The 19,003-nt window shown below is 56.1% G+C and carries 19 protein-coding genes; 11 read left to right on the forward strand and 8 right to left on the reverse strand.

The features are described 5' to 3' along the window. Positions 1 to 46 precede the first annotated feature (46 nt). The 3 genes from AC2FLB_RS03095 to AC2FLB_RS03105 are packed head-to-tail and all read left to right on the forward strand — an operon-like array spanning position 47 to position 3,396. Entirely contained in the window at positions 47 to 727 is a 681-nt protein-coding gene (locus AC2FLB_RS03095) for a type 1 glutamine amidotransferase (protein WP_496708591.1), read from the forward strand. Next, on the forward strand, positions 727 to 2,085 hold the full coding sequence (locus AC2FLB_RS03100; RefSeq protein WP_142633012.1) for a glutamine synthetase family protein: 1,359 nt from the start codon (positions 727 to 729) through the stop codon (positions 2,083 to 2,085). Before AC2FLB_RS03095 ends, AC2FLB_RS03100 begins: the two co-directional genes overlap by 1 nt. 6 nt (positions 2,086 to 2,091) lie before the next feature. After that, positions 2,092 to 3,396 carry an NAD(P)/FAD-dependent oxidoreductase gene (locus tag AC2FLB_RS03105; RefSeq protein ID WP_496708592.1) on the forward strand — a complete coding sequence of 435 codons (1,305 nt, stop codon included), beginning with the start codon at positions 2,092 to 2,094 and terminating at the stop codon, positions 3,394 to 3,396. Between the two features lie 21 nt (positions 3,397 to 3,417). On the opposite strand, the gene AC2FLB_RS03110 is transcribed toward AC2FLB_RS03105, so the two are convergent. After that, entirely contained in the window at positions 3,418 to 4,395 is a 978-nt protein-coding gene (locus AC2FLB_RS03110; protein ID WP_496708593.1) for a formylglycine-generating enzyme family protein, read from the reverse strand. A 212-nt stretch (positions 4,396 to 4,607) separates the two neighbouring features. Between AC2FLB_RS03110 and AC2FLB_RS03115 the strand changes: the two genes are divergently transcribed. Then, the gene (locus AC2FLB_RS03115; RefSeq protein ID WP_496708594.1) at positions 4,608 to 5,822 is read left to right on the forward strand and encodes a DegT/DnrJ/EryC1/StrS family aminotransferase; all 1,215 of its coding nucleotides are present in this window, start codon (positions 4,608 to 4,610) and stop codon (positions 5,820 to 5,822) included. A 62-nt stretch (positions 5,823 to 5,884) separates the two neighbouring features. Here the strand turns inward: AC2FLB_RS03115 and phaR are convergent, their stop codons facing one another. The 3 genes from phaR to AC2FLB_RS03130 form a co-directional block, all read right to left on the reverse strand. Continuing rightward, positions 5,885 to 6,439: a polyhydroxyalkanoate synthesis repressor PhaR gene (gene phaR, locus AC2FLB_RS03120; protein WP_142633004.1), complete on the reverse strand. Its 555-nt coding sequence runs from the start codon at positions 6,437 to 6,439 to the stop codon at positions 5,885 to 5,887. A 136-nt stretch (positions 6,440 to 6,575) separates the two neighbouring features. Further along, the gene (locus tag AC2FLB_RS03125; RefSeq protein ID WP_142633002.1) at positions 6,576 to 7,022 is read right to left on the reverse strand and encodes a phasin family protein; all 447 of its coding nucleotides are present in this window, start codon (positions 7,020 to 7,022) and stop codon (positions 6,576 to 6,578) included. Positions 7,023 to 7,156: 134 nt separating this feature from the next. Then, positions 7,157 to 8,959 (reverse strand): PHA/PHB synthase family protein, encoded by a 1,803-nt coding sequence (locus tag AC2FLB_RS03130; protein WP_496692387.1) that lies wholly within the window; start codon positions 8,957 to 8,959, stop codon positions 7,157 to 7,159. A 111-nt stretch (positions 8,960 to 9,070) separates the two neighbouring features. Here AC2FLB_RS03130 and phaZ point away from each other — a divergent pair, with 111 nt between their 5' ends. Both phaZ and AC2FLB_RS03140 read left to right on the forward strand, forming a co-directional pair. Beyond that, on the forward strand, positions 9,071 to 10,342 hold the full coding sequence (gene phaZ, locus AC2FLB_RS03135; RefSeq protein WP_496700579.1) for a polyhydroxyalkanoate depolymerase: 1,272 nt from the start codon (positions 9,071 to 9,073) through the stop codon (positions 10,340 to 10,342). 5 nt (positions 10,343 to 10,347) lie between these two features. Then, on the forward strand, positions 10,348 to 10,932 hold the full coding sequence (locus tag AC2FLB_RS03140; protein ID WP_496708595.1) for a DUF6151 family protein: 585 nt from the start codon (positions 10,348 to 10,350) through the stop codon (positions 10,930 to 10,932). Here AC2FLB_RS03140 and AC2FLB_RS03145 read toward each other — a convergent pair. The 4 genes from AC2FLB_RS03145 to AC2FLB_RS03160 all read right to left on the reverse strand — a co-directional run bounded on the left by AC2FLB_RS03145 (position 10,923) and on the right by AC2FLB_RS03160 (position 14,096). Continuing rightward, positions 10,923 to 11,639, reverse strand: a complete 717-nt coding sequence (locus AC2FLB_RS03145; RefSeq protein WP_142632994.1) for an alpha/beta fold hydrolase — start codon at positions 11,637 to 11,639, stop codon at positions 10,923 to 10,925. The genes AC2FLB_RS03140 and AC2FLB_RS03145 overlap by 10 nt on opposite strands. 84 nt (positions 11,640 to 11,723) lie before the next feature. After that, positions 11,724 to 12,338: a hypothetical protein gene (locus tag AC2FLB_RS03150; protein WP_496708674.1), complete on the reverse strand. Its 615-nt coding sequence runs from the start codon at positions 12,336 to 12,338 to the stop codon at positions 11,724 to 11,726. 28 nt (positions 12,339 to 12,366) lie between these two features. Then, on the reverse strand, positions 12,367 to 13,347 hold the full coding sequence (locus tag AC2FLB_RS03155) for an alpha/beta hydrolase (protein WP_496708596.1): 981 nt from the start codon (positions 13,345 to 13,347) through the stop codon (positions 12,367 to 12,369). Next, complete coding sequence (locus AC2FLB_RS03160) at positions 13,347 to 14,096, reverse strand: alpha/beta fold hydrolase (RefSeq protein WP_496708597.1); 750 nt, start codon at positions 14,094 to 14,096, stop codon at positions 13,347 to 13,349. Before AC2FLB_RS03160 ends, AC2FLB_RS03155 begins: the two co-directional genes overlap by 1 nt. Positions 14,097 to 14,314: 218 nt before the next feature. Here AC2FLB_RS03160 and thrS point away from each other — a divergent pair, with 218 nt between their 5' ends. The 5 genes from thrS (at position 14,315) to AC2FLB_RS03185 (ending at position 19,002) form a co-directional block, all read left to right on the forward strand. Then, entirely contained in the window at positions 14,315 to 16,273 is a 1,959-nt protein-coding gene (gene thrS / locus AC2FLB_RS03165; RefSeq protein ID WP_496708598.1) for a threonine--tRNA ligase, read from the forward strand. A gap of 221 nt (positions 16,274 to 16,494) precedes the next feature. Further along, a complete protein-coding gene (locus tag AC2FLB_RS03170; RefSeq protein WP_142632987.1) occupies positions 16,495 to 16,797 on the forward strand; it encodes a BufA1 family periplasmic bufferin-type metallophore in 303 nt (100 codons plus the stop codon). 74 nt (positions 16,798 to 16,871) lie between these two features. Then, complete coding sequence (gene bufB, locus AC2FLB_RS03175) at positions 16,872 to 17,729, forward strand: MNIO family bufferin maturase (protein ID WP_496695924.1); 858 nt, start codon at positions 16,872 to 16,874, stop codon at positions 17,727 to 17,729. Continuing rightward, complete coding sequence (locus AC2FLB_RS03180; protein ID WP_496708599.1) at positions 17,726 to 18,487, forward strand: HvfC/BufC family peptide modification chaperone; 762 nt, start codon at positions 17,726 to 17,728, stop codon at positions 18,485 to 18,487. The genes bufB and AC2FLB_RS03180 overlap by 4 nt, the downstream gene beginning before the upstream one ends. Next, positions 18,484 to 19,002, forward strand: a complete 519-nt coding sequence (locus AC2FLB_RS03185; protein WP_496692392.1) for a hypothetical protein — start codon at positions 18,484 to 18,486, stop codon at positions 19,000 to 19,002. The genes AC2FLB_RS03180 and AC2FLB_RS03185 overlap by 4 nt, the downstream gene beginning before the upstream one ends. The last annotated feature ends 1 nt before the right edge of the window (position 19,003 follow it).

Genomic DNA, 19,003 nt, shown 5'->3' on the forward strand with positions numbered 1-19,003 from the left:
CTTCGTTCTGCTCAGCTAGAATAAATTTGATCAAATTTGGTGACCCATGAAAATCGGTATCCTTGTAACCGGCCACCCCCCTGACGAATTGCACGATCAGTTCGGTGAGTATGACGGCATGTTTCGCGCGCTGCTGAATGGCAACGGCTTTGAGTTTGTGACCTATGCTGTTGTCGACGATCACTTTCCGCAAAGTTTTGACGATGCTGATGGATGGATCATCACCGGCTCGCGCTATGGCGCCTATGAGGACCATGCCTGGATCCGCAAGCTCGAAGCGCTGATCCGCGACATCCATCAAAGCGGCAAACCCCTGATCGGCATATGCTTTGGTCATCAAGTCATTGCGCAAGCCCTTGGCGGGAAAGTTGAAAAGTTCAAACAGGGCTGGGCCGTGGGGCGGACGGACTACGATTTGGACGGACAGACCGTCACTTTGAATGCCTGGCATCAGGACCAGGTGGTAGAGCTGCCCGCCGGTGCACAAGTAACCGGTTCGAACGCCTTTTGCCAGAATGCCATGCTGGCCTATGGCGACACGATCTGGACCGTTCAGGCCCACCCGGAGTATGGCGACAGCTTCATCGAAGGGCTGATGGACACACGCGGCAAAGGAGTCGTTCCAGACAATCTAATGCAGGCCGCCGCCGACCGCCTGCCCACCCGCGACGACAGTCCGAAGATCGGACAGTTCATGGCAGAGTTTTTGAAGAAAGAGAGGGCCTGATGGCCGATTGGACAGAACAACTGCCACAGGCAGCCCGTACCTATTTTGAAGGTCACCGATTGGATGAGGTCGAGTGCATCATCTCTGACCTGCCCGGCATCGCGCGCGGGAAAGCGGTTCCGGCCACCAAATTTGCACGCCAGTCCTACTTCCATCTACCCGATAGTATCTTTTACCAGACTATCACCGGGGACTGGGGCGAAGCCGCCGGAGAGGACGGCTTCATTGAACGGGACATGATCCTTAAGCCTGACTTTTCGACTGCTTCCGCTGCTCCTTGGACGGGTGACTGGACACTGCAGGTGATCCACGACGCCTATGACCGGGACGGAGAGCCGATCCCGTTCAGCCCACGCAACGTGTTGAAGCGCGTCGTAAAAATGTATCACGACAAAGGCTGGAAACCGATTGTCGCGCCAGAGATGGAGTTCTTTCTGGTCGCCCCCAATGTCGACCCCGCGCAGGGGATCAAACCGATGATGGGCCGTTCGGGTCGTCCGGCGGCCGCGCGGCAGGCCTATTCGATGACCGCGGTGGATGAATTCGGCCCGGTAATCGACGACATCTATGACTTTGCCGAACATCAGGGATTCGAGATTGACGGCATCACCCAGGAAGGCGGCGCCGGACAGCTTGAAATCAACCTGCGCCATGGTGATCCGGTCAAGTTGGCAGATGAAGTGTTCTATTTCAAACGCCTGATCCGCGAAGCCGCGTTGCGACACAACTGCTTTGCGACCTTCATGGCGAAACCGATTGCGGATGAGCCTGGATCGGCCATGCACATCCACCACTCGATCACCGAGATCGAAACCGGACAGAATATCTTTTCCGGACCTCAGGGCGGCGAAACGGATGCATTCTATAACTTCATTGCAGGGCTGCAAAACCACTTGCCTGCAGGCCTGGCAGTCATGGCACCTTATGTGAACTCGTACCGCCGCTATGTGAAAGACCATGCCGCGCCGATCAATCTGGAATGGGCTCGTGACAACCGCACGACCGGCATCCGTGTTCCCCTGTCCGGCCCCGAGGCGCGGCGCGTTGAAAATCGTATCGCAGGCATGGACTGCAACCCTTATCTGGGCATCGCCTTGTCGCTCGCCTGCGGCTATCTCGGCCTGACCCAGCAGGAACGTCCGCGCCGTCAGTTTTATGGCGACGCCTACGAAGGTGACGGTGATATCCCGCAGGTCATGGGCAATGCGCTGGACCTGTTTGATCAGGCCACCGCCCTGCACGAGGTGCTGGGTCCGGAATTTGCCCGCGTCTATGGCATTGTCAAACGTGCCGAGTATGAAGAATTTCTACAGGTCATCTCTCCGTGGGAGCGTGAGCACCTGCTCATGAACGTTTAAGCCGCGATGAATCTCCTCTATTCCAACGACCGCAAGGCCGAGTATCCGGCCAGCTGGTATGCCGCGACGGCCAACACACTCGACCGTTTTCCCGCGCTTGCTGGGGATACCAAAGCGGATGTCTGTGTGGTCGGTGGCGGCTATACTGGCCTGTCCGCCGCGCTGCATCTGGCCGAGGCCGGGTTCGACGTCGTGCTCCTTGAGGCGCATCGCGTTGGTTTCGGAGCGTCAGGCCGCAATGGCGGGCAGCTGGGCAGCGCCCAGCGGATGGATCAGGAAGACCTTGAACGCCTGGTCGGCGATGACGATGCCGCCAAGCTGTGGGATCTGGCCGAAGATGCCAAGGATCTGGTCAAATCGCTGATCGAAAAGCACAAAATCGACTGTGATCTGAAACCGGGCGTGGCGGTTCTGGGCCTCAGCACCGGGGATCAGCAAGACCTCCACGACCACGCGGCGCATCTGTCCGCGCGATATGGGTATGACCATATGGAACTGCTGGACGAAGGCGCGGCGCATGGCTTGTGCCCATCCCCAACCTATCGCGGAGGTTATCTGGACATGGGGGCGGCCCATCTGCACCCGCTGAACTTTGCCTTGGGGCTGGCTGATGCCGCAGCCAAGGCCGGCGTGCGCATCTTTGAGGGTACCGAAGTCACCGGGATCGACGAGACCGATCCGGCCATCGTGCAAACCCCACAGGGAAAGGTGACAGCCAACCACGTCATATTGGCCTGCAACGGGTATCTCGGCGATCTGAACGGCAAGGTGGCGTCGCGCGTCATGCCGATCAACAATTTCATCGCCGCGACCGAGCCTTTGGGCACCGATGCCGCCCGCGTCCTGACCCGGGATGTCGCCGTCGCTGATACCAAGTTTGTGGTGAACTATTTTCGCCTCAGCGCCGACAACCGCCTGCTATTCGGCGGCGGGGAAAGCTATGGCTACCGCTTCCCCACAGATATCGCCTCCAAGGTGCGCAAGCCGATGACCGAGATTTTCCCGCATCTGCGCGATGTAAAGATCGACTATGCCTGGGGCGGTACTCTGGGCATCACCATGCGGCGAATGCCCTACCTGACACGGGTTGCGCCCAATATCCTGTCGGCCTCGGGCTATTCTGGCCATGGGGTCGGCACGGCGACCCATGCCGGGCAGTTGATGGCGATGGCCATTCAGGGCCAAGCCGAAGGGTTCGACACCATGTCCCGCGTACCCGCCCTGCCCTTTCCGGGCGGCGCAGCCCTACGCAGCCCGTTGCTGGTGCTGGCGATGACATGGTTCTCCCTGCGGGACCGGCTGGGATTCTGATTTCGAGATTGTCAGAGAAACTCACTTAAACTCTCTCAGGATACGAAAGCCCGTCAATTTTGACCGCCAATCAATGCCCGCCCCACCGCGACTTGCAGCGCGCGAAAAATCCATAGCAAATGGATAAGAACCGCCTTTTACAACCCGCCTGTGACAATCGACTGATCTCGCCATCTCTAAGTGCTGGCTGGAAGTCGACCAACCCGGGTGCGTCGCTGTCCAGCAGGACATCGTTCTTTCCCCGACATTCCCCGACATATGCTGAAGACCCCAAGCATTGGAGGCATCAAGTTCATCAACGCGAACTGGGTAACCGCGCCACACTAAATCCGGCCGCTTTTCACCAATCATCTCTTCTGTCGGTTTGGCATGGAAATTGGCCTGATCCGTCGTAACTTCCTCTCCTTGCGCAAAAGGAGTCTGCGTTCCGGCACGGGCGGCATATTCCCATTCGGCTTCCGTTGGTAAGCGGTAGGCATCTATCCCGAGTTTTTTGTTCAGCCAATCCGTGTAAGCCAAAGCATCCAAATAAGACACATCATTCACTGGATGATTGCCCGTAAGATCTATGCGCTCAAAACTATCGCCGATTACAAAATCTTCCGGCACATATTTGCTACATCCCCCATCTTCAACGCAGGCCATCCACTCATCACGGGTAACCTCGTTACGTCCCATGGCAAAGGACAGATCTATTCTGACGCTATGAACCGGACCTTCACGATGCGCGATATACGGCTCTTCCGCTGTCGCGGGTCGGCGCCCTTTTTCATCCCAATGAAAGTTTCGTTTCGATTCTCCCGGTGGTCCACCCATCATGAACTCACCCATAGGCAAGGCAATCATCTCAGGGCAAACATCGCATTCCTGAAACATCTCAAGCGGCGCAACTTCAGTGCCATCCGACAGAAGATAATCTGCGTGAACCGCCGAAGCGAAAGTTGAAAGCGCGCCCCAGAGGGCCAAACGAATGATAGTCAATGCAGTGATCCAACCCATCATACGAGAACAACGTCAAAGAAGATCCATTGCCACCTTACTTCCCCCAAAGTTGCAAGTTCAAAAGAATTTCCCGCTACGCGGGGTAAGCCAACCTGTGTCTCTCTGACTACGTCAGAATAGTGAAATTTCCCCACCCTGAAGATTAAGGGCTTGGATTGACACTTCATTAGCTTTATCTTTCCCAAAGATAGAATTCAGGAATGCCAAATATGACGCTGCCTCCGAACGTCCATGACGCCGAACCCATCCCAGCGGCTGCCCGCGACGCCATTGATGCCCTGATGCAGTCAGGCGACCTGTTCCGCTACACTGCGCCGCAGGACGCTCCGGTTGCGCTGCTCGAGTCGGAATTCGCGGAACTGCTGGGCACGAAATACGCGCTGGCTGTATCGTCCTGCTCGGCGGCACTGTTCCTGTCGCTCAAGGCGCTGGGTCTGCCGCGGGACGCGCGGGTGCTGATACCGGGCTTTACCTTTGCGGCGGTGCCCTCATCGGTCATACATGCGGATTGCATCCCCGTATTGTGTGAGGTGGGTGACAATTATCGCATCGACATGGATGACTTTGCCGCCAAACTGGATAACGTGCAGGCCGTGATCATTAGCCATATGCGCGGACATACTTCGGATATGGACGCGATCATGACTCTGTGCAGCGCGCGCGACATTCCGGTGATCGAGGACGCAGCCCATTCGCTGGGGACAACTTGGCATGGCCGCAATATTGGGACGATTGGCAAGATCGGCTGTTTCTCGTTTCAGTCCTACAAGATGATCAATGCGGGCGAAGGTGGCATTCTGATAACCGACGACGCTGATCTGGTGGCGCGTGCCGTGATCATGTCCGGCGCCTACGAACATAACTGGAAGAAACACAAAGGTCCGCGTGGCGACAACTCATCGGAACTCCAAGAGGCCTTTGGCCGCTGGCAGAACCAGTTGCCGCTGTATAACCTGCGGATGAGCAACCTGAGCGCTGCAGTAATCCGTCCCCAGATGCCTGAATTGGCACGCCGTGTCCGCGATGGGTTGCAAAACCACGACTATGTGGCAGAGCGCCTGAACTCATCGCCCTATATCAACGTGCCTGCCCCGCTGGTGCCAGAGCGCCGGGCGCCGGACTCGATCCAGTTCAATCTGGTTGACCTAAGCGATGATGATATCCGCGCCTTTGCCGCAGCATCCGAAGCACGCGGAGTGAAAGTTCAGGTATTCGGCCTGAGTGAAGACAACGCCCGTGCCTTTTGGAACTGGCAATTCCTGCCGGAACAGACCGAGCTGCCACAAACGCGAAACATGCTGATGAAAGCTTGCGACGTGCGCCTGCCTGTACGCCTGACAGGCGCGGAACTGGATGTGATCGCTGATATTCTGTTGGCTTCAGTAGGGGAAATTACCGCCCCGAAAATCGCATTTGGAACCTGAACAAGCTGAATTCAAACGAAAAGGCCCGCCAGCGGCGGGCCTATTTCATTGTGTGGACAAATTCAGTTCAGTTTAGACAGCTTTTGCTGCAACTCCGCCAACTGCTTCTTGATGTCGTCCAGATCCTCACTCGACTGGGGTTTGGCCTCGCTATCCGTTTCCGGACCGGACCAACTGCCGGAAATGCCGCTGGTCATCGCCTTCAGAAATGCCTTTTGCTGCGCTTGCAGTGCTTCGAAACCCGGAATCTGGGTCATCGGATTCATCGCAGACATGTTTTCCATCATTTTGCTTTGGCTTTCGCGCAGCATTTCGAACGAGCTTTGCAGGAATTGCGGCATCACTCCTCCGCCCGGCAACATATAGCTGCGCACAAGATCGTTCAGCACGTTCACCGGCAGGACATTCTCACCGCGGCTTTCATGCTCGGCAATGATTTGCAGCAGATATTGCCGTGTCAGATCATCCCCAGTCTTCAGGTCTATGATCTGAACTTCGCGACCGTCACGTATGAATGCCGCAATATCTTCGAGCGTGACATAGTCACTGGTTTCAGTGTTATACAGCCGACGGCTGGCATATCGTTTGATTAGCAACGGTTTTTCTTGTTCTGACACCGTCTACCCTCCCCAAGGAATGATGCATTGCAGCAGAGATTATGCGAGTGCAGAACAAAAAGAAAGGGCAGGTCTTTCGACCCGCCCAACGCGATTGCACCAAATGGGAGGAGTGGGTGCGCCTCGCTATCTTACCTTACTTGGCGCCAGCTGCTTTTTTCGCAGCAGTGGACACGTCGTTGGTTGCTTTTTTGACAACGGCAGTTGCGTCTTCTGCAGCGTTTTTGCCAGCAGCCATCAGCAGCTCAACGGTTTCCGACTGAACTTTTTTCGCGATTTCAGCGAAAGCAGCCAGGTTTTCAGCAGCAACTTCTGCCGACGCGCTTGCGTAGTCGGTTGCAGCTTTTGCGTAATCTGCAGGGTCAGATTTCGCTTTCGACATATCGGACAGTTTGGCCAGGGTTTCCTTGGTCCATTTGTTCGAAATCTCAGCCGATTTCTCAGCCGCTTCCAGAGCAACGCCCGACAGCTTTTCGTTCAAGGTCGCGGTGGTGTTGAACGCACCTTCCAGAGCGGTGGTGTCAACAGGGAATGCACCCATCATGTCTTTCAGGGTCGCGGTAAAGTCTTGAGTCTTTGCCATTGTCCAAATCCTTTGCTTGCCGATCCGGGCCAACCCCGGGCTTCATCAGCTTGAGGATAATATCGTTGCTGCATCGCAGCATTGCAAGTTTTTTCTTGCTGCACTGCAGCAATATTTTTCTAAACTGTTAAAAATCAATCTGTTGCCTTCACCAAAACATAGGTTCCTGGTGCCTCGGCCAGGGAAGCGTATCCCGAATCGCCCACTTGGCGCGCGGGGATCTGCTTGCCGGATCTCTTCTTCAGCCAAGCTTCCCACTGCGGCCACCAGGACCCTTTATGAAAATCGGCCTCTTTCATCCACGCATCGGCATCCGCATTGAGATCAGGGTTGGTGTAGTGGCCGTATTTCTTCTTGCTCGGCGGGTTCACGATGCCTGCTATGTGACCGGATTCCGAAACGACAAACGTCTTCGAACGTGACCCCATCTGCTGCACACCCCGATAACAATCTTTCCAGGCGGCGATATGGTCGGTTTCACAGCTGATGGCCATCAAAGGAACATCAACGTCGCGGATATGTAGTTTGTGCCCAAGCAAATCGAAACCGTCGGTCACAAATTGATTTTTCTGACAAAGCCCCCGCAAATACTCGATTGCCATTTTGCCCGGAAGATTTGCGCCATCCCCGTTCCAGTAGAGCAAATCAAACGCCGGAGGGGTCTCGCCCATCATATAGCTTCGAATGGCGGGGCCGTAGATCAGGTCATTCGATCGCAGGAACGACATGGTACGACCTATGACCCATGCTTTTAGGATACCGTCTTTCGTCACTTGTTCTTGAATGCCGTCGACAAAGTCGTTCTGTAGGAACGGCGTGAATTCCCCCTGCTCACCGAAATCGGTCAAGGTTGTAAAGAAGGTCGCCGATTTGATGGATTTGTCGCCACGCTGTTTCATCAGGGACAGCGTCAGGCTCAACGTGGTGCCGGCAATGCAATATCCCACCGCATTGACCTGCTTGACCTTACAGATCGACTTGACGGTCTCGATGGCGGTCAGAAATCCCTCTTCGACATAGTCGCCCATACCGACCTCGGCATGAGAAGCATCCGCATTTACCCAACTTACAACAAACAGGGTATAGCCCTGCTCGGTCACCCATTTGATGAGGCTGTTCTGCGCCTTAAGGTCCAGAATATAGTATTTGTTGATCCAGGGCGGAAACAGAACGATCGGGGTTTCGTGTACGGTCTCGGTCGTGGGTTTGTACTGGATCAACTCCATAAGCCTGTTGCGATAGACCACGTCGCCCGGAGTTGTCGCGATATTCTCGCCAAGCTTGAACGCAGATTCATCCGCCAGTCTGACAACCATTTCACCATTATTGGCTTCTAGGTCAGCAACTAGATTCTCTAGCCCTTTGATCAGCGATTGCCCTTCCGTCTCGACCGCCTTTTCCAGCGCGTCGGGATTGGAGGCCAGGAAATTCGTCGGAGACATCAAGTCAATGATCTGTTGCGAAAAGAAATGCAGCCTCTGCTTGTCCTTGCCGTCCAGATCGTCGACCGAAGCAACCGCCTGCGCGATTGCATCGGCGTTTGTCTGATACTGTTGGCGAATAAACCGGAAATAGGGGTTGGTGTCCCAAAGAGGGTTTGAGAACCTTTTATCCTTGGGTCCGGGTTCGCTGTCCTCGACCCCGCCGGCGGCCAGCGCCTGCTGAGCCTCAGCAAAGTTCATAACGGATTGTCCCCAGAAGGCGACCTGATGTTCCAGAAGCTTGGCGGGATTCTGCCACGCTTCGGCGAAATACGAAGTTGCTGCTCTTGCGAAAAGATCTTGATTCGGACCGTCCAAAGCGGGAGTGTGCGCCTCTTTGCCAGCCATCACATCGATCAGCCTTTTCGACAATTCTTCGACTTTCGTCATATTTTCTCTAATCCGTTCAAGGTGTTCCTCGGACAGCTCTGGCGCGTTATCTTCACTTGTTGTCATTTTAACAATTCCACCCTAACCTCGCTGCTATGCAGAATAACGTCGTGGGCGTCGGGGGGCAAAGCGACGAATGGTCCGAATTATCAGGCTGACACTCAGGAGGCCCATTTCATGCGCTACATGATGACCTACGATCTGATGGAAACGCTGCGCAACACCAATCAGTGGATGGGTGCTACGGCAAGTGCCATGGCTTCTTATCCGCTGTTTTCGATGGTGCCCAACCCTGCGTTCAGCATGATGGCCGCCTGGGGCGAGGTGACTGAGCGGACGTTCCAGCGCATGGTTGTAAAACCCGACTGGGGAATCCGTACATTCACTTGCGAAGACGGCAAGGATCATCTGGTCGATATTGTCCCGGTGATCGAACGCCCTTTTGGTGATTTGATACATATACGTGTCAATGGCCGCGCCGAACAGCCCCGCAAGGTGCTGTTGGTCGCCCCGATGTCTGGACATTACGCCACTTTGCTTCGGTCCACCGTAAAAAGCCTCTTGGTGAATTGCGAAGTTTATATCACAGACTGGCATAATGCGCGCGATATCCCCGTGTCCGAAGGTAAGTTTGATGTAGAGGATTATACACTTTACCTTGTCGATTTCATGAAAGAATTGGGACCGGACACCCATGTTGTAGCCGTCTGCCAACCGGCGCCGCTGACTCTGGCCGCCACAGCCTATCTGGCCGAGGTCGAACCCAAAGCCCAACCCAGCACGCTGACATTGATCGGCGGACCTGTTGACCCGGATGCCACACCTACCGACGTGACCGATTTTGGCCGCCGCGTGACAATGGGGCAGCTGGAAGAAACCATGATTCAGCGCGTCGGCTTCAAGTATAAGGGCGTCGGGCGCATGGTGTATCCCGGCCTGCTGCAGTTGGCCTCGTTCATGTCGATGAATTCGGACCGGCATTCTCAGGCGTTTTCCGAGCAGATCCAGAGGGTTATGCGGGACGAGGCTTCGGATCACGATGCCCATAACAGATTCTACGATGAATACCTCGCCGTCATGGACATGACCGCCGAGTTCTACCTTTCGACCGTCGAACGCGTCTTCAAAAACCGCGAAATCGCGCGCAACGAGTTTGTTGTTGCAGGGCACAAGGTGGATATCGGCAAAATTACAAACGTTGCTGTCAAAACAGTCGAAGGTGCGAATGACGACATCTCGGCCCCTGGACAGTGCATTGCTGCGCTCGAGCTGTGTACAGGGCTGCCGGATTCGAAAAAAGCCAGCCATGTCGAACCTGGCGCAGGTCACTATGGCATCTTCGCCGGCCGCAGCTGGCGCGACAATATCCGCCCATTGGTGATCGAATTTATGAACGCCAACGCCCGCAAACCCTCTCGCAAAGCGGCCAACCGCAACAAAGTGGCCTAACGCCGATGGGAAAGAAAGTCGCCAAACAGACGGCTTTCGCCTGCAACTGTGGAAAACTCTTTGGCAGCATTACAGCCAGAGGCGTTCAGTACGGAACGCATGTAGTCTGCTTTTGCCGTGATTGCCGGGCCGCGCAGATATATTTCGGGCAACCGGACCCTGCGCCGGAACCGGTGGACATTTTTCAAATGGCCCCTGAAGAAATCAGGATCGACGGCGGCATCGAACACCTGGCCGCGATGCGCCTTGGCCCCAAGGGGATGCTGCGCTGGTATGCCAGCTGCTGCAATGCACCGCTGGCGACGACATCAAATACTCCAAAATTTCCGTTTGCGGGCTTTGATGTGAAACGAGTTTCCGATCCGGACTGTTTAGGGCCGGTTACGACCCAAGGGTTCATTCCGCAGGCCGATGGAAAACACAAACACAAGCGACTGGGTTACGCTATCGCCGGGATTGTTACGCGGGTACTAAAATCCCGGCTTTCTGGCAGTTGGAGGGACACCCCGTTCTTTGATCAGAATACGGGCCAGACGATCTCAACCCCGGTCATTCTCAGCAAAGAACAGCGTAAAGCGCTCTACGCGTAGTCCAGCGCAGGCTTCACGCTGAGCCAGGTCTTCAGCGCCTCGGTGACATTTTCAGGCGATTCCAACGTAGGCAAATGTCCTGCATCCTTGATGACGTGCAGTTCTGCATTTGGGATCAGGTCCGCCATGAACGCATGCCTTCGCACCGGAACAACCGTGTCATGCGCCCCACATAGCACCAAAGTCGGGGCCGTGATCCGGCGCAGGTTGCCCTGCTGATCCGGGCGACGCTGCAGCGCGCGAATCTGACGCTCGAACACCTGCGGGCCCAAATCCAACGCCATCGAGATGACATCAGCAAGAATGGGAATACGTCGAGGCCCCGGGGCCAGCGAATCCGATCCAATCAGCCGACGCATCACTTCCTCTAACCGACCCATCTTGGCGGCGACCAACAGCTCCTCCCGCGCAGCTGCGGTCTGGGGCGATTCCGAATGCGCATCCGAAGCCATCAGACACAAGCGCGACACCCTCTCGGGTGCATATCGGACAATTTCCAAAGCGACTACTGCGCCCAGGCTTAGGCCCGCCAATGCAAAGCGTTGTGGCAACTGAACCAATAGGCCCCGCGCGATCTCTTCAATCCGTTCAGCAGTCGAAACCGAAGCGACCGTCACGGCGCGATCACGTGACAGGGCGCGCATCTGATGCTCAAATACCCGCGCATCACACATCAAACCGGGCAAAAGAACCAACGGCTCGATCAAACAACGCCTCCTTTGGAAAAGTCACTCAAATCGTCGTCATTAGTTTCAGGATGAGAGGTTTTGTATGGTTCGGCAAGTTAAAGTTCAGGGGTAGCGGATACCGCGAAAAGCGGGGAAGTCCGCATATCGTCTTTGCCGCTCAAGATCACCCTCGCCAGGCGCGCCTCCTGGGCGCAGAAGGCAGCCCCGCGGCGCTATATAGCTGTCGATGCGCTTATGAGGCACAGGCCTCCAGACCAGATTGAAAGCACAGAGTTTTGGAAAGAACCAGATTTCGGAATAATCCAGATGGTCGTGCATCCACCACGCCAAATCCCGCCAATCCCGCCCCGCCTCATATTGATCCGCAAACCATGGGATCACGATCGATGCACCGGCAATCCGATCATCACCCACCGCGCGATCCCAGATGTGACATTCAAGCGGGTTATCATTTCGCGCGCAATTCAGCCGGTTTTCATTACCGAAACGGTTCAATGATGCCGAGCGATAGCCGGATCGTACGGCAATCCGGCCAAAGGTCTCCTCAAGCGGGTCCAGCAGGGTTTCGCAAAGCGCCTTTCCAGTTTCGATGGCAAGGTTGGGATCGTCTGGAAAATTCTGCTTTTCGTGAAAATTGCTTATTTCCGAATACAGAAAATCGCGCATGAAAAAATGACGGGACAAACGCACACGACCGAGGGTTTCAAGGCTCCACATACTGCCTGGTCTGCGCATTATTTCTTCCTCACTCGATCCCCAAGGTTTTCAACCATCTCAGGATACCAGCCACCACTTCGTCGGTCTGCCCCGGAGACATCAACCGCCCGGCGATCACATGGGAATTAGGATCGTCCCCGGGCCCCATTGTTACCAGCTCAACCGACGCAGGGGCGCCCCATGCCTTGGCAATCTCGTGGGTCAGGTCGGCACGCACGACCTGATCTTCATTCGAGAACCAGAACAACGCGGGAACCTTTGCGTCTGAAAAATCCAGCGCATAGACCACATCCACCAGCACTGTCATCGGTACCACAGCCTGCCAAGGGTAGACCGCCGACCAGAATTTGTTCATTTCCGGGTTCACCCCTGCGACGCCCCGGGTTTCACCCATCATCAGGGGCAACCAAGTGCGCGCCCAAGGCAATCCGGGTATCCATGCTCCGGCCGCTTTAACGCCGAAATTCGGAGAAACAAATACGATCCCCGCAACGTTTTGGCTCAGCTCTTCATTCAGTGCGGCCGCAGCTGCCAACGTGCCGCCGGTTGATGTCGAAATCACCACGACCTGATCCCCAACCGCCCGTGCGGCAGCCAGCCCTTCGGCAAGATCCTGCATCCAACCCGAGGCCGTCGCCTCACCCATTGCTTCCCCCCCGCGACCATGACCCTGCAACCGCGTGTAGACCAGATTGGCGCCCAACGTTTCGGCGAGCAGATCGGGAACCGGTCGGATCTCTTCGGATGATGCAGAAAACCCGTGCAGATACAGAATCGAAACAGGTGTTCGCTGCTCTTTATAGCCCTCTTGCCAAATAACTCGCTTTTCGACCCCCGGAATGATGTCGGCGAATGCAGATTCCACACTTTCGAGATAGACCTGCACCCCTTCACCGAATTTGCGCGCGTCAAATGTTGGGGCCAGATCAACCTTCTCACGCGGGCCAAGCCAATAGATCAGGCCAAACGCAACGATCAATGTCAGAAAAACGCGACCCAATATCCGCATTATTGGGCTGCCATCACATCGAGAACGGCTTGTTCGATCAACCCCAGGCATGGGCCATCCGAAAAGCGATGATCGGCGTGCTTGATCAATGACAGGCGCATATCGGGCCCGAACGCATGTTCAATCAGGCGCACTGCTGTTCCGATTGAAACCGCTGTGTCCTCGGTACCTTGCAAAAACCGCACGGGAAAAGGCATATGCAGAGGCTTGCGCAGGACCAAATGTTGGCGACCATCTTCGATCATCCGTTTGGTCACGATGTATGGCTCCATATAGTCCGAAGGCAGCTCGACATGGCCAACAGTTTCCAGTGCCTGTTTCTGGTTTTCCGAGAATGAAGCCCAATACCCGTCCTCGGTAAAATCCGGCGCAGCAGCGATGGTCACCATTCCCTGAATCCGATCTGGCAGCGCTTTGGCCAACAGCAGCGCCTGCCACCCTCCCATGGACGAGCCGACAACAATCAGCGGCCCATCCGTCAATTCCGTGATCGCGGCCAGCGTATCCTTATGCCAGTCACCAATGCATCCTTCTTCGAACGTGCCCCCGCTTTCACCGTGACCTGAATAGTCGAACCGCAGAAATGAATGGCCACGCCCCTTCGCCCAGGCCTCCAAATGCACCGCCTTGGTGCCCTCCATATCGGATTTGAGCCCGCCCAGAAACACGATGGTTGGCCCGGTGCCCTCGCTTTTGTGATAGGCCAGCCGCCGTCCCTGCGCCGTTTCCAGAAAATTCGTCGCTGCCATGACACCCTCTTTTCTTTTTCCGATATCATGCACGCCCCACCCCCAAGTGCAATTCCCAGATACCCCTTCATCTGGCCAAAAATACCTCGGGGAGCGCGAGGGGTTGGCCCCTCGCGCCGGCCCTTGACAGGTTCACCCCCACCTGACAAATGAAGCGAACACAACATAACCCGCAACCGGGCGTTCAGTGGGCGCCAAACCGACGAGGAGAGCCAGCCATGGCCTTGGACGCACAGTCAATCTCTCTCACTTTTCCTGACGGCAATGCACGATCCTATGAAGTGGGTGTAACCCCTGCGCAGGTGGCCGCCGACATCTCGACCTCACTGGCCAAAAAGGCCATCTCAGCCACGGTGAATGGCCAGCATTGGGATCTGCAATGGCCCATTGAATCTGATGCCGAAATCGCCCTGCACACCATGAAAGATGAAGATCAGGCAAACGAGCTGATCCGCCACGACCTCGCCCATATCATGGCCCGCGCCGTGCAGGAAATCTGGCCCGACACTAAAGTCACCATCGGCCCCGTCATCGAAAACGGCTGGTACTACGATTTCGACCGGGCCGAGCCATTTACGCCCGAAGATCTCGGCGCGATTGAGAAAAAGATGAAGGAAATCATCAACAAGCGCGACACCGTGACCACCGAGGTCTGGGACCGTCAGCGCGCGATTGATTTCTACACCGAAAACAACGAGCCCTATAAGGTCGAATTGATCGACGCCATCCCGGGCGACGAGCCGTTGCGCATGTACTGGCATGGCGACTGGCAGGACCTGTGCCGTGGCCCGCACCTTCAGCATACCGGCCAGGTTCCGGGCGATGCGTTCAAGCTGATGTCCATCGCCGGGGCCTATTGGCGCGGTGACAGCGACCGCGCGATGCTGCAACGCATCTATGGCGTGGCTTTTACCGGCAAGGAAAAGCTGAAAGCGCACCTGCACATGCTGGAAGAGGCTGCCAAGCGTGACCATCGCAAGCTGGGCCGCGAAATGAACCTGTTCCACATGCAGGAAGAAGCTCCCGGCCAGATCTTCTGGCATCCGAATGGCTGGAAGATCTATACCACCCTGCAGGACTATATGCGCCGCATGCAGGAGCGTGACGGCTATGTCGAAGTCAACACACCGCAGGTTGTTGACCGCAAATTGTGGGAAGCCTCGGGCCACTGGGACAAGTATCAGGAAAACATGTTCATCGTCGAAGTCGACGAGGAACATGCCCGTGAAAAGGCCGTGAACGCCCTGAAGCCGATGAATTGTCCCTGCCACGTGCAGGTGTTCAATCAGGGTCTGAAATCCTATCGCGATCTGCCTCTGCGCATGGCCGAGTTCGGGTCTTGCGCGCGGTACGAACCCTCTGGCGCGCTGCATGGTATCATGCGGGTGCGCGGCTTTACCCAGGACGATGGGCATATTTTCTGCGCCGAAGATCAGATCGAATCTGAAACTGCAAAATTCATCGCGTTTCTGTCGAAGGTCTATGCCGATCTCGGTTTCCATGATTGGACCATCAAGCTCTCGACGCGCCCGGAAAAACGCATCGGGTCGGATGAAAGCTGGGATCTGGTCGAAAAAGCCCTAGGTGACGCCTGCAAGGCCGCAGGATACGACTATGAGCTTCTCGAAGGCGAAGGCGCCTTCTACGGACCCAAGCTTGAATTCACCCTGACCGACGCGATCGGCCGTACCTGGCAATGCGGCACCCTTCAGGTGGACCCCAACCTGCCTGAGCGGCTGGACGCCAATTTCATTGGCGCGGACGGATCGAAGCACCGCCCCTTCATGCTGCATCGTGCAACGCTGGGTTCGTTCGAACGGTTCATCGGCATCCTGATCGAAGAACACGCGGGCAAATTGCCCTTCTGGCTGGCCCCGCGTCAGGTCGTGGTCGCTTCGATCACCTCCGAGGCTGACGGTTACGTGCAGGAAGTGGTTGAGACACTCAAGGCCGCAGGTATCCGAGCCGAGGCGGACATCCGCAACGAAAAGATCAACTATAAGGTTCGTGAACACTCGGTCGGCAAAGTTCCGGTCATTCTGGCCGTCGGTCACCGTGAAGTTGAGGACCGCACGGTCAGTGTCCGTCGTCTTGGTGAGAAACAGACACAAGTGCAGCCGCTTGAGGCTGTAACAAATGAACTGTCGCGTGCCGCTACGCCGCCCGACCTGCTGTAACAATCAGCGGCAAATTGCACAAAATCCGGCCCTCTCTGAGGGGCCGGATTGAAACATTTGCGTTTTATCTCTTCTAAAACAAACTATTAGTTTGCAAGATGTCATGACAGTCATTGACGGGCTCGTGAGACACAGGCTCGTGAATTCAACTGTGACCTGCAACCCATTACCTTTGTCATTGTCGAACACAGACATACGCAGTCATCAAAAGGATAACCGAGATGTCGAACACCGCTAAATCCCTTGTCATCGCAAGCGCCGTAGCCGCAGCCGTTTCAGGCATGGCCACAACCGCATCCGCACAAGCCAAAGAAAAGTGCTATGGCGTTTCTCTGGCCGGTCAGAACGATTGTGCCGCCGGCCCTGGTACCACGTGCGCGGGCACCTCGACTGTTGATTATCAGGGCAATGCCTGGACGCTGGTAGATGCCGGCACCTGCGCCGATATCGACCTGCCTCAGTCAGCTGACGGCGCTGCCCGCAAGGGATCGCTCGAGCCGCTGGAGCGTGACCTGCCGGCATAAGCCTGAGTTTTTGCCAAATCTGAGGGGCGGGCAAGAATCGCCCGCCTCTTTTTTCAAGACCGCGAGGTTACCAGATGCTGGACAGCACAATCCGATCGAACAGGCTGCCTGCGGCACCAGGCGTCGGCTATAAGCCTCAGCATTTCCAGCAGATTCTGGATCACCCGCAACCGGTCGCATGGCTGGAAATCCACGCCGAGAACTACATGGGCGATGGTGGCCGACCGCTGGCACAGCTGCGGCACTTGTCGGAACACTTCCCGATTTCCGTCCACGGCGTTGGCCTGTCCATCGGCGGAGAAGGCCCGCTGGATACAGACCACTTGGCCCGCTTGAAACACCTCGTCGGCTGGCTCAACCCCGCCAGCTTTTCCGAACATCTGGCCTGGTCGACACATGACAGCCACTTCCTGAATGATCTGTTGCCCCTGCCCTATACCGACGCAACCCTTGCACGGATTTGCGATCACATCGACCAAGTTCAGAATGTCGTTGGGCGACAGATGCTGCTTGAAAACCCGTCAAGCTATCTAGCATTTGATGAAAGTACGTGGTCCGAACCAGACTTCCTGCGCGAAATTTCGGGCCGCACCGGATGCGGGCTCTTGCTGGATGTGAACAACGTTTTCGTATCGGCGACAAATCTCGACTTCTCACCGCAGAGCTATATCGACGCCTATCCGCTGGACAAGGTTGGTGAGATCCACCTTGGCGGGCATGATGAGGATGAAGACGACCACGGGCTTCCCTTGCTGATCGATAGCCACGGACGAGAAGTGGTTGATCCGGTTTGGGCGCTTCTGAACTATGTGCTTGAACAATCGGGACCAAAACCTGTTCTTGTGGAATGGGATACCGACGTCCCTGATTGGCCTGTCTTGCGCGCAGAAGCCGATCGCGCCCAAGCGGCACTGGACCGCATTCCAGCATGAGCGTGTCGCAAGAAGAGTTTCACCTTGCTTTGCTGGATCCAGCCATGTCGGTGCCTGAGGGCCTTGTAGACGCGTCGGATCAGCCGGCGGGACGGCGTTTCAGTGTCTATCGCAACAATGTTGCCGTTTCGCTGACCGAAGCCATGCATCAAGCCTTCCCGGTTATCGCCAAGTTGCTGGGTTCGCAAAACATGGACGGGTTGGCCGGGCTTTTTCTGCGCAGCCACCCACCAACCTCGCCGTTGATGATGTTCTATGGCGAAGCGTTTCCGGATTTCCTGGCCGGGATGGATCAGCTGTCGCATATCGGGTACCTGCCCGATGTGGCGCAACTGGAGCTGGCCCTTCGCCGATCTTACCACGCGGCGGACAGCGTGCCAGCGTCGGACGACGCGTTAGCCGTGCCACCCGAAGATCTGTTCCGGGCCCGATTGGAATTCGCACCTTCGATGCAAATCTTGCGCTCGGACTGGCCCATCTTTTCGATATGGCGGTTCAATACCGAAGACGGCGCACCGAAACCCCAAGCTGGTGCTGAAGATACCCTGATCACGCGCTGCGAATATGATCCTGTTCCTCAGGCCCTGCCGCAAGGCGGGGCGGGTTGGATCGCCGCGATGAAGGCCGGAAACACAATCGGACAGGCATTTGAAAACACTACCGAAACCACCCCGGATTTTGATCTTGGGGCCACTCTGGCGCTGCTGTTACAGGGCGGCGCTATCACTTCTGTGACTATTGAAAGGCTGGCAACATGACTGCCCTGATCTCTCTTCATAACAACGTCCTGGGACGGATCGACAGCTCGGCCAACTGGCTGACACCAACCCTGGCGCGTCTTGTCTTTGTTGCCGTGTTGCTTGTCTACTACTGGAACTCAGCCACCCTGAAAATCGACGGGTCGATTTTCTCTCCGTCAGCGGGGGCGTTTGGGCAGATTTTCCCCAAAGCGGCAGAGGCCGTACTTTATGACGTAACCCAGATGACTTTTTTCCAACGCGTCGTAATCTTTCTGGGAACAGTCGCCGAATTTGTCCTGCCAGCCTTGTTGCTGGTCGGCCTGCTGACCCGGGTGGCAGCCCTTGGGATGATTGGGTTTGTTTGGGTCCAGACCATTGTCGACGTGACCGGTCATGGCGTCAAATTGGGAGGCCTGTTCGACAACGCACTTACCTTGATGGATCAGCGCGTGATGTGGACTTTCCTGCTTCTGGTCATCGCGATAAACGGCGCAGGCCCGATCTCGATCGATCGCATCCTGCGCCTGAAGTAAC

It is taken from the genome of Ruegeria sp. CDSA236, assembly GCF_059611285.1.

Coding starts and splice junctions, on each gene's coding strand:
- AC2FLB_RS03095 (WP_496708591.1), top strand. CDS start 47: ATGAAAATCGGTATCCTTGTAACCGGCCACCCCCCTGACGAATTGCAC.
- thrS (WP_496708598.1), top strand. CDS start 14,315: ATGGCCTTGGACGCACAGTCAATCTCTCTCACTTTTCCTGACGGCAAT.
- AC2FLB_RS03140 (WP_496708595.1), top strand. CDS start 10,348: ATGGGAAAGAAAGTCGCCAAACAGACGGCTTTCGCCTGCAACTGTGGA.
- phaZ (WP_496700579.1), top strand. CDS start 9,071: ATGCGCTACATGATGACCTACGATCTGATGGAAACGCTGCGCAACACC.
- AC2FLB_RS03150 (WP_496708674.1), bottom strand. CDS start 12,338: ATGTGGAGCCTTGAAACCCTCGGTCGTGTGCGTTTGTCCCGTCATTTT.
- AC2FLB_RS03155 (WP_496708596.1), bottom strand. CDS start 13,347: ATGCGGATATTGGGTCGCGTTTTTCTGACATTGATCGTTGCGTTTGGC.
- bufB (WP_496695924.1), top strand. CDS start 16,872: ATGCTGGACAGCACAATCCGATCGAACAGGCTGCCTGCGGCACCAGGC.
- AC2FLB_RS03125 (WP_142633002.1), bottom strand. CDS start 7,022: ATGGCAAAGACTCAAGACTTTACCGCGACCCTGAAAGACATGATGGGT.
- AC2FLB_RS03105 (WP_496708592.1), top strand. CDS start 2,092: ATGAATCTCCTCTATTCCAACGACCGCAAGGCCGAGTATCCGGCCAGC.
- AC2FLB_RS03130 (WP_496692387.1), bottom strand. CDS start 8,959: ATGACAACAAGTGAAGATAACGCGCCAGAGCTGTCCGAGGAACACCTT.
- AC2FLB_RS03110 (WP_496708593.1), bottom strand. CDS start 4,395: ATGGGTTGGATCACTGCATTGACTATCATTCGTTTGGCCCTCTGGGGC.
- AC2FLB_RS03160 (WP_496708597.1), bottom strand. CDS start 14,096: ATGGCAGCGACGAATTTTCTGGAAACGGCGCAGGGACGGCGGCTGGCC.
- AC2FLB_RS03170 (WP_142632987.1), top strand. CDS start 16,495: ATGTCGAACACCGCTAAATCCCTTGTCATCGCAAGCGCCGTAGCCGCA.
- AC2FLB_RS03115 (WP_496708594.1), top strand. CDS start 4,608: ATGACGCTGCCTCCGAACGTCCATGACGCCGAACCCATCCCAGCGGCT.
- AC2FLB_RS03100 (WP_142633012.1), top strand. CDS start 727: ATGGCCGATTGGACAGAACAACTGCCACAGGCAGCCCGTACCTATTTT.
- AC2FLB_RS03185 (WP_496692392.1), top strand. CDS start 18,484: ATGACTGCCCTGATCTCTCTTCATAACAACGTCCTGGGACGGATCGAC.
- AC2FLB_RS03180 (WP_496708599.1), top strand. CDS start 17,726: ATGAGCGTGTCGCAAGAAGAGTTTCACCTTGCTTTGCTGGATCCAGCC.